Genomic DNA, 10,148 nt, shown 5'->3' with positions numbered 1-10,148 from the left:
CGGATTGACGACTACTGGCGGATTGACGACTACTGGCGGATTGACGACTACTGGCGGATTGACGACTACTGGCGGATTGACGACTACTGGCGGATCGACGACTACTGGCGGATCGACGACTACTGGCGGATTGACGACTACTGGCGGATCGACGACTACTGGCGGATCGACGACTACTGGCACTGGCGCTACATCGTTATCCGTAATCGCCACTGTCACCCCTGGAACCACAACCACATTATACTTACCATCAGTGGTACTCACACTGTGAGTGATATTGCCGCTGTGCGCGCCTTCGACAATCGTATCGTCAACAGCTTTCACCGTAACGGGTTGAGCGACATTCCAATTATCCGCAGTGAAAGTGATAGGCGCGATCGCCTCTATCTCCTCACCTGTTGTGAGAGTGATAGTTACCGGGGCGATCGGCTGCGACGTTAATTTGAGCTCATAACTGCCATTCGCGCCGCCTTCTGTAGCAGTTGTTTGCGTGGGAGAAATGCTGACACCTGCTGTGTCGTTGTCGGTAATAGCTACATTGACATCCTGAATTGTTGTGCCACTATACTTAGTGTCTGTACTGGTAACAGTGTGAGCGATCGTACCGCTGTGCGTACCTTCGGCTTTGCTATCGTCGGTAGCGGTGACAGTGATTGTTTTGGCAACATTCCAATTCGTGCTGTCAAAGGTAACAGGGGCGATCGCATTTATTTCACTTCCGGCATTAAAGTTGATCGTAACAGGCGCGATCGGCTCCGACGTTAATTTGAGCGCATAACTGCCATTCGCGCCACCTTCTGTAGCAGTTGTTGCCGTGGGAGTAATAGAAATACCAGCGGTATCATCGTCTTTATTGCTAAGGCTAACATCCGCTGCATCTAGCTTATAATTCGGATCGTCGCTAACAGCAAGCGCTGTGAGAATTTTGTAGTCAATATTGCCGTCAACAATGCCATCGTTAACCCCTGTTACTGTTACTGGTTGTGCTGTATTCCAGTTAGCCGGAGTGAAAGTTATGCTAGCAGGGGAAACAGTTCCCTCTGCAACATTGGAACTGTTCAAACCGATAGTCACATCAGCAGTTGGTTTAGTATTCAGAACCACAGTAAAGTTAGCCTTAGTGCCATCTTCGCCCGTAGTTAACCCCGCCGTCGGATTCACCGTAATTCCCGGAGTTTCCTTGTCACTGTTGGTGACGGTGACATCTTCAGGATCGAGGTTATTGAAATTAGGATCGGTGCTGACAGCAGCAGCCGTGACAATTTTGTAAGGTTGAGAACCATCAGCTACTAAATCGTCAACGCCAGTCACCGTTATTGTTTGCGGTCGATTGTAGTTAGCAGGAGTGAAAGTTAAGCTATTAGTCGAAACTGTTCCTTCGGCTAGATTGGAACTGCTCAAACCGATCGCAACATCAGCAGTGGGTTGAGAGTTGAGTTTGACAGTGAAGGTAGCAGTGCCACCCACTTCACTTGTAGTTAATCCTGTTGGGTTAACAGTAAAGCCAGCTTTGTCATCATTAGTAATAGTTGTGCCAGCGGTAGCAGTCGTAATTGTCGGTGTTACGCCTGGGCTGGTGGGATTTGACAGGGTGACGGCAATGGTTTCGTCGGGTTCAACTAGGGTGTCGCCTAACACATCCAGAGTAATAGTTTTGGATGTTTCACCGGCGGCAAAATTAATTGTGCCAGTAGCAGCAGTTGCCGCAGAAGTGCCGCCGATGTTGTTGTAATCGCTGACGTTTGTAGCTGTTCCGGCGATCGTATAATTGACGCTACTTGCCCCGCCTGTGTTGCCGCTGCGAGTCGCAGTAAAAGTCAGAGGTTTTGTGCCACTATTGCCTTCGGGAATGCTGGGAGTACCAGCGGCAATGGCATAAGAAACAGTACCGTTAGCAGCAATAGTTAGTGTTGTTTGTTTGGTTGTACCTGCAACTCCTCCGGTGATTGTGCCAAAGTTGAGGATTGCGGTTTCGGCGTTTTCAGGGAGATTGTCGGGTTTGATAGTAACTGCAACATTTTTGGTGAGTGCGGCACCTGTTGCACCTGCGGGGAATGTAATCGATGTTGGGGAAATAGTGTAGTCTGAATTTTGTGTGGCACTGCTGCTGGGGTCGATCGCAATTGGTACTGTTACATCGCTCAAAGGAGTGCCGCCGCTGAGAGTGACGGGAATATTAACTACTGTATCCGTAGTTCCTTCTGTACCGCTGTAAGTTGCAGTACCAAAATTAACTGTATTGGGTGTATTTAGCAGCACCGAAACGTTATCTGAAGCGTTGTTCGCTACTGCCAAATCCGGGAGAGTATCAGCATTAAAGTTGCCGGCAATAATGGAAGTTGGATCTGTCCCCACAGCAAAGTTAATGGGTGTACTAAAACCGCCACTGCCGTTGCCTACTAAAATTACAGCGCCGCTGGTGCCTCCTACTGCTAAGTCAAGTTTGCCGTCTCCGCTAAAGTCATTCGCAACAATGCCTTGCAGCCCTGTCCCCGCGCTAAAATTAGTGACTGCGCCAAAGCCGCCAGTGCCATTTCCCAATAGAATTGAGACATTGTTAGAGCCGGTGTTAACTACGGCTAAGTCGAGGAAATTGTCTCCGTTAAAGTCCCCATTGGCGATCGAATTTGGATTCTGCCCAGCCCCAAAATTAGTAGCTGCACCAAAGCCGCCAGTGCCATTCGCTAAAAAAACAGAAATGGTGTTAGATAAACTGTTCGGTACAGCTAAATCGGAAAAAGTATCCCCGTTAAAGTCCCCCACTGTCATGAAAGCGGGAATTGACTGCGCGCTCAAGTTGGTGTTGAAATTCAATGCCCCGCTACCGCTGCTATTTGCCAGCAAAATTGTGACAGTACCAGAGGGACTGGTAGGGCTTGCATTGACTACTGCTACGTCTGAAAAGTTATCGCCGTTAAACTTCCCAACTGCAACCGAGATAGGGGATACTCCTGTAGGATATGGAGTGGGGCTGCCAAAACCGCCCGTACCATTTCCTAAGAAAATTGAGAGGGCGCCACCAGTGCCACTAGCCACTACTGCTAAGTCAGGGAAATTATCGTTGTTAAAATTGCCGACGGCGATCGATTGGGCACTTGACACGGCCAAGGTAGGAATAGGCGCGGGATTAAAGCCACCAGTGCCATTGCCTAACAGGATAGAAACGGTGCCAGATCCTTGGTTTGTTACAGCTAAATCGGGTTTGCCATCGACGTTAAAATCCCCCGTAGCAATACCGTAGGGATTTGTCCCCGCGCCAATATTTGTGGCCGCACCGAAAGTGTTCAAAACGTACTCGTAAGCTGCTAATACTTCGGCTTCAAATACTAGCGGTGTTTCTATTTTCCCGGTTCTGACTTCCAGTTTCCAGTCGCCACCTTTGGCTACGCTTCCGGTGAGGTTTTGGGAAGCTGCAACGTTTGTATTTGTGAGTTGGGCAATTCGTTGAATAAAGGCGAAACCGTCTATATCTCTCGCCTGTTTATCATCTATGGCGTATTCATTATCTATGGCGTATTCATCCGATCCGCCGGGGGTTGAAACCCCCGTCTCATAGCGAAAGTCCACTGAAGAGGACTGTTTATTGAGGTTGTTTCCAGTCGGTTTCAACCGACTTTCGCTTTGAGCCAGGGAATTCATTCCCTGGCGGACTTTGGGGTAAGCAGTCGGTTTCAACCGACTTTCGCTTTGAGCCAGGGAATTCATTCCTTGGCGGACTTTCGGACAAGCGCGAGGTGCTGATGCGACATTACAACCGTAAATCAGAATGTCTGCGCCCAGAGTTAAAGCACTCCGCCACTGCTGCAATTTCTCGGAATAAGTCTCCACATTATCTGCACTCAAGCAGCCATTACCCAATTGCAAGTTACCCGGAGTACCGTGAGAAATGATGTGAATGCTGTCAATATTGGTACGAAGAGCTAAAATTTGAGTAATTTGGTCGATCGCATCCCGGTTCCCATCCAAAACGACTACTTCCGTACCCGGTTTTACCCCGGCGATCAAACTTTGATAATCTTCAACTTTCGGATCTATAAAGGCGATCGCACTTACTGAAACTCGATTATTTAAATTTGGCATAATACACCTATTGATAGCTAAAAAAAGACAATGATTTCCCTATTTCGCGACTTGCATCCGAAACTATTTCTGAAGGTTGTAGTAACCATAACTGTTTTTTTAGAAAATCTATATAAACTTTTCTTTATAAACACTTTTTTAATTAAAGTTTTGATAAAGTTGGGGAAATTTATTAAGTAATATTACGGATGAGCCAGCGCGAGGTTGATGGTTAACACACAAAAAATTCAACCGCAAGTGTAATTATACTGAAATATTAAAATTGGGATTTTTGATACATACAGCAGATTCCACATTTATGAAGTACACCCGCCTATCGTTCGATTCCCGTAGGGACACGGCACCGTGCCCAAGGCGTGTCAACTTAAGGAGTTGACCCCCAGATTTCCTGATAGTAAGCGGCATTTTCTCTATGTCGCGATCGTTCTTGTTTAATCAGACCCAACATTTTATAACTTTCCACTAAATATGTAACTACTTCTGTACTTTTTCCCCGAAATAAAGCTCGCGAAAAATGATATAATCCACGAACAACCATCTCTACTGAAATTCGTTCTTTGGGTTGACATAACTCCACAGCTACTGATGAACATAAATCATTGACAACTGCATAAAATATCCGGCGTTGCATAAATTTTAATTTCTACTCCGTTATTTCCACCTAAGCTATCGCGCATTTAAATTGCATATTCGACGCGGGCGGGACACCCCACTCATTGTTTGATTGTTTTTTGACAGACAATTTAAATGCCGCAACAGCTTAAATTAGATGCGATTACCCTGTGTAGCAGCGATTATCGCCCAATACGCTTGGGTTAATGTTTTTTTGTCCGAAGAGAGCTTTGGGCGAAGCATAAGCCCGAAGGGCCCGCACGCGCCAACGCAGTATCTATTTTTCACAGGGTTTTGTCTCCATGAGTGTCCGATCCCAAGCGTATTGGATTATCGCCCAGTTTTTATTTCTATTTATCGCAGCGTTAACTGCTAGTTCACTCCTGGAGGCAGCGCCTCTATAAGTAGCACGTAAAACCACTTTTTGTGTCCAGGACTGTAGCTGATAACCGCGGATCGTCATAGAGCTCAGCCCTGATTTTTCTACACCGCCAATTGTGAAATCAATGTGATTTAAAAATGAATAAATTATGAGAAAATTGTAACTTTTTCAAAATTTAGTGTAAAGTAAAACTGTCAAGAGGAACACTTTCCCTATAATATCTAACAGTTTACAAAAATGGATGCAGCCACTACCGTCTTTCTTTCCTTGGGCCTAGCAGCAGATGCTTTTGCTGTTGCTGTTTCTAGCGGTTTAGCAATCAAACACATGAAGGTCAATAAAGCTTTAAAAATCGCCTTGTTTTTCGGCGGTTTCCAAGCTTTAATGCCCCTCATAGGATGGTTTGTCGGTCTGACTTTTAGTTTTTTGATAACACCGATCGACCATTGGATAGCTTTTGGACTTTTGAGTTTCATTGGCGGTAGAATGATTTACGAATCGCTGCAAAGTCAAGAATGCGAGAAAAAGTTCAATCCCTTAGATACGGGGACTTTGATAACGCTGTCGGTGGCGACGAGTATCGATGCTCTCGCAGTTGGCATCGGATTTGCTGTCCTGAAAGATTCTATTGCTCTTGCGGTGACTGCAATCGGATTTATTACTTTCTTTTTAGCTTTTGCAGGCGTGTTTATCGGGCACAAGTGCGGAAACTTGTTTGCTAATAAAATTGAATTTTTGGGGGGCGCTATTTTGATTTTTATTGGCAGCAGAATCTTGTTTATGCACTTAACAGAAGTGCCATTAGTTATGGGTCATTAGTCAGTAGTCAGTAGTCAGTAGTCAGTAGTCAGTAGTCAGTAGTCAGCAGTCAGTAGTCAGTAGTCGAACAGTGACATCAGAGTCTATGGTGGCTCCAATTCGCAATTCGCAATTCCCAATTCGCAATTCCCAATTCGCAATTCGCAATTCGCAATTCGCAATTCCCAATTCCCAAAAAATGCTATAACAGCAATATTGCGTTAAAGGGTAAAAATTTTGTGTTGAAACTTTACGGCGGAGCCCGCAGCAGGGCATCAATTGTCAAGTGGTATCTAGAAGAAATAGGGGTTCCCTACGAATTCGTCACCCTAGATATGCAAGCAGGGGCACACTTGCAGCCAGAGTATCTCGAAATTAACCCGATCGGCAAAGTACCGGCAATTGTTGATGGGGATTTTAAACTTTGGGAATCCGGTGCAATTCTGTTGTATTTAGCTCAAAAACATGGTAAAATGCCCGAGACTTTGGAGCAGCAAGCTGAAATTGTGCAGTGGGTCATGTTTGCTAACGCCTCCCTCGGGCCGGGAATATTTACAGAAGCAACTCGCGATCGCGAAACTCCCCGCTTGTTAACACCGCTTAATCAAATCTTCGAGAAACAGCCGTTTTTAATGGGTGATGAATTCGGCGTCGCCGACGCAGCAGTCGGGTCAATATTGGGTTACATTCCGATGATGCTAAAACTAGACCTCAGTCCTTATCCGGCTGTTGTAGATTACATCAAGCGGATCTCAGAAAGGCCAGCTTTCAAAAGTGCGATCGGCGGTAGCTGAAGGAAGGCACTACACGGATTTTGACACTGATACACGGATGAATTCTTGAGCGTGAGTCAGAAGTCAGGAGTCAGGAGTCAGAGGGCAGAAGGAAGAGGGCAGAAGGAAGAGGGCAGAGGAATAAAACTTAACATCTAAAAGCAGGGGCAATTTGTGAATTGCCCCTACTTTTAATGAAATCAGACTTATCTGAACCCGACAGCAGCCTGCCAAACAAAAGCCAGCAGCAAGAAAAACACCGGAATCACCGGCAAAACATTAACCAAAGGCTCAAAAATCGAATAAGCCTCGGGCATTTTTGCTAAAAGTAATGCAGCTTCCATGAATCAACCTACCTATCCAACAGAATTTTCATAATTGTCGCATATCTTTACCCAAGGCAATCATGATTAATCGACTCTCGGTGCGAGCCAGCCGGCAAACTCTTCAGTAAATCGATCGGCCAAAATCGCCTCCCGCATTTTCCCAGTAAAGCGAATCAACTCCGTCACATTGTGAAGCGCCAGCAAAGTATACCCCAGCACTTCGTTAGCCCGCGCCAAATGAGCCAAATAAGCCCGACTGAATTTTTGGCAGGTATAACAAGGACAAGACTCATCTAGCGGAGCAAAATCCTCGCGAAACCGAGCATTTTTCAAATTCCAGCGTTCCCCACCAACAAAAGCCGTCCCGTGGCGGGCCAGCCGAGTCGGAATCACGCAGTCAAACATATCTACTCCACTAGCCACCGCCAGCGCCATTTCCCGATAAGTCCCAATCCCCATCAAATAACGCGGTTTATTTGCCGGCAACAGCGGCGCTGTCACCTTCACAATCTCTGCGATCAAATCCCCCGATTCCCCGACACTAACCCCGCCGATGGCGTAGCCTGGTAAATCCAAATCTACTAATTGGTTCGCCGCGCGCGATCGCAAATCGGGGAAAACACCCCCCTGCACGATTCCGAACAAAGCTTGATCGGGGCGCGAGTGAGCTTGAATGCAGCGTTGCAGCCAGCGGTAAGTGCGATTTGTTGCTGCCTCCACCTCCTCCCGCGTAGCGGGGTAAGGGGGACACTCGTCAAAGGCCATAATCACATCAGCGCCCAACTGATTCTGAATTTCGATCGATCGTTCCGGCGTCAAATTAATCATGCGGCCGTCGCGGGGAGAGCGAAAAGTCACCCCATTCTCAGAAATAGTCCGCATTTGGCTCAAACTAAACACCTGAAAGCCGCCCGAATCCGTCAGCATCGGGCCCGGCCAAGCCATAAATTTGTGCAATCCGCCGGCGCCTGCGACAATCGCTTCCCCGGGCTGCAAATGCAAGTGATAAGTATTTGCCAAAACCATTTGAGAACCCGCCGCCTCAAGATGTGCCGGGGTCAAAGTTTTGACATTAGCCAGCGTCCCTACGGGCATAAATTTAGGCGTTTCAACAACACCGTGGGGAGTGGCAAAAACCCCTGCACGCGCTTGGGTATGGCTGCAATTAGCCTGACATTTAAAAGCAAATCTCGCGTTGTCTTCAGTCATTAGTCCCCGACGATCGTTAACCGCTACTCGGCCGTCCGTGTTATCTAATCTATTGTTGTTGACATCGCGACAAAAAACTCACGACCCCGCCCAAAAACGGATACAAGTTTCCGACAATCGTCGTGGAGGGCAAAAAATTTTAGACCTTAGTTCTAACTCCCAGATTCAATGCTGCAAGTAAATCTAAAATCTAAAATCTAAAATCTAAAATCTAAAATCGACTGACTGACGATTAAAACGGGGAATCATCCTCATCCAATTGCAGATCCCAGTTGCCTGAGAGTACCTGATCGACAACCGCATCCAAAGCCGCAGCATTTAAATTCCGGGCGACTTGCTCTTGCAAAGGATTGGAGAGGGGAATTAACCGCAACTGCCGTCCGTCTTGAATCAGGTCAAAATAAGCACCCTCGACCGGGGAATGTTTCAGTTCCAGGTAATCAAAACTATACACGTTCAAATAAAGCGCGTGGTTGGCAATCAGGGTAGAACGGTGCGGGTTGGCGAAGACTTCGAGCACATAACCTTCCCCTTCGCTGTAAGTCTTGCCATCTTGTATGTGAAGGTAGCGGACACGTCCTAAATCAAACAGCAATCTTTTGATATCGCGTTTGTTGACGACAATGCCTGTATCGATGATACAAGGAGCAACTACCCTGTTATTCAATTGGTCGTGACTCATGGAGTAAAAGCCTCTGTTGTAGTATGTTCCCGTCTTGGAAATCAGGGAGTTAGCTAGAATTCTTGGGAAGGGAAACGCGGATCTTGAGTTTAGTCATTTTAGATAGGGAGCTTCGGGCTCGCTGCCGGCAGAGGTTTTCCGGGGAAAAGAGCTCGGACAGGAGGAATGCCCGATCCAAAGGACTAGGGTCTTACAGCTCCAATTCTGGCACACGCTAAAGGATTGACAACTGCATACGAGATGAAAAAACTTTCTATCTTATGGTGGATAATAAATTGGTTCGCTCTACGATCGGCTTTTTCCGGAATCAAGGCGCTGCCATCGCAGCCGCAGTCGCTTTTTATACTTGTTTGCCGGTGCCGATGTCTTGGACTTTGGAGTTTCGGGGCATTGCTCGCTTGGCACCGGCGATCGGGCTTTTGATTGGGGGGATGCTGGGACTGGCGGATCTTGGGTTGCAGTTGTTGGGGATGCCTGCTCTGACTCGATCGGCCTTGGTGGTAGTCTTGGGCATCGCCGTGACTGGCGGGCTGCACCTAGACGGCGCAATGGACGCGGCGGACGGGCTGGCTGTACCAGACCCCGTGCGCCGGCTGGAAGTCATGCGGGACAGCGTTACAGGAGCCTTTGGGGCAATGGCTGCGATCGCGATCGTGCTGCTGAAAACTGCCGCTCTCTCGGACTTGAATCACTATCGGTGGCTGGCTTTGATGGGTGTCGCGGGTTGGGGGAGGTGGGGCCAACTGGTGGCGATCGCCCGCTATCCCTATCTCCGGGCCGAGGGTAAGGGAGCTTTTCACAAAGAATCGATTTATTCTCCTTTTGATTTTATACCAGGAGTGCTGTTGCTGCTGAGTTTGAGCGTGCTGCAAGTTGTTCTGGAGGGCGATCGGTGGCTGTTGGCGGTGGGGATGGCTTTGGGGGGAAGTGCGATCGGAATTTTTGCCGGAGCCTGGTTTAACCACCGTTTGGGCGGCCACACGGGCGATACTTACGGTGCTGTAGTCGAGTGGACGGAGGCTTTGTTGCTGTGTCTGTTGGCGGCGTTGGAAGGTTAAACAGTTGACAGTTGACAGTTGACAGTTGACAGTTGACAGCGATTTTTTAGGATGAGGATTTAAACAATTGATCTCAAATCCGGTAGCATCGGAATTGTAAAATCGAGTCATATCAAATCCGCGCTTCATCGTCCTGTATTCATCTCTCTGGGATCTTCCTCTGTGTTCTCTGCGCCCTCTGCGGTTAAATCATTCCGATGCAACCGGAAACGATTTGATAGTTGATAG

At 47.5% G+C, this 10,148-nt stretch carries 8 protein-coding genes; 3 read left to right on the top strand and 5 right to left on the bottom strand.

Annotation, left to right across the window (positions count from 1 at the left end; genetic code table 11):
* On the bottom strand, positions 1-4,080 hold a 4,080-nt coding region (locus QUA56_RS26695), incomplete at its 3' end, for a DUF4347 domain-containing protein (RefSeq protein WP_333363972.1).
* Between the two features lie 364 nt (positions 4,081-4,444).
* Positions 4,445-4,711 carry a hypothetical protein gene (locus tag QUA56_RS26690; protein ID WP_333363969.1) on the bottom strand — a complete coding sequence of 89 codons (267 nt, stop codon included), beginning with the start codon at positions 4,709-4,711 and terminating at the stop codon, positions 4,445-4,447.
* 600 nt (positions 4,712-5,311) lie between these two features.
* On the opposite strand from QUA56_RS26690, the gene QUA56_RS26685 reads away from it, so the two are divergent.
* Both QUA56_RS26685 and QUA56_RS26680 read left to right on the top strand, forming a co-directional pair.
* Positions 5,312-5,893, top strand: a complete 582-nt coding sequence (locus QUA56_RS26685) for a manganese efflux pump MntP family protein (protein WP_333363966.1) — start codon at positions 5,312-5,314, stop codon at positions 5,891-5,893.
* 218 nt (positions 5,894-6,111) lie between these two features.
* Complete coding sequence (locus tag QUA56_RS26680; protein ID WP_333363963.1) at positions 6,112-6,666, top strand: glutathione S-transferase family protein; 555 nt, start codon at positions 6,112-6,114, stop codon at positions 6,664-6,666.
* 185 nt (positions 6,667-6,851) lie between these two features.
* Here QUA56_RS26680 and QUA56_RS26675 read toward each other — a convergent pair whose 3' ends face one another.
* The 3 genes from QUA56_RS26675 to QUA56_RS26665 form a co-directional block, all read right to left on the bottom strand.
* On the bottom strand, positions 6,852-6,989 hold the full coding sequence (locus QUA56_RS26675) for a photosystem II reaction center protein K (protein ID WP_096830115.1): 138 nt from the start codon (positions 6,987-6,989) through the stop codon (positions 6,852-6,854).
* A 66-nt stretch (positions 6,990-7,055) separates the two neighbouring features.
* On the bottom strand, positions 7,056-8,180 hold the full coding sequence (gene tgt / locus QUA56_RS26670; protein ID WP_333363960.1) for a tRNA guanosine(34) transglycosylase Tgt: 1,125 nt from the start codon (positions 8,178-8,180) through the stop codon (positions 7,056-7,058).
* Between the two features lie 232 nt (positions 8,181-8,412).
* On the bottom strand, positions 8,413-8,862 hold the full coding sequence (locus tag QUA56_RS26665; RefSeq protein ID WP_333363957.1) for a hypothetical protein: 450 nt from the start codon (positions 8,860-8,862) through the stop codon (positions 8,413-8,415).
* 260 nt (positions 8,863-9,122) lie between these two features.
* Between QUA56_RS26665 and cobS the strand changes: the two genes are divergently transcribed.
* Entirely contained in the window at positions 9,123-9,920 is a 798-nt protein-coding gene (gene cobS / locus QUA56_RS26660; protein ID WP_333363954.1) for an adenosylcobinamide-GDP ribazoletransferase, read from the top strand.
* Positions 9,921-10,148: the final 228 nt, after the last annotated feature.

Source organism: Microcoleus sp. N3A4, from assembly GCF_036701805.1.
GTDB lineage: Bacteria > Cyanobacteriota > Cyanobacteriia > Cyanobacteriales > Microcoleaceae > Microcoleus.
This window is presented reverse-complemented; position numbering and strand designations above follow the sequence as displayed.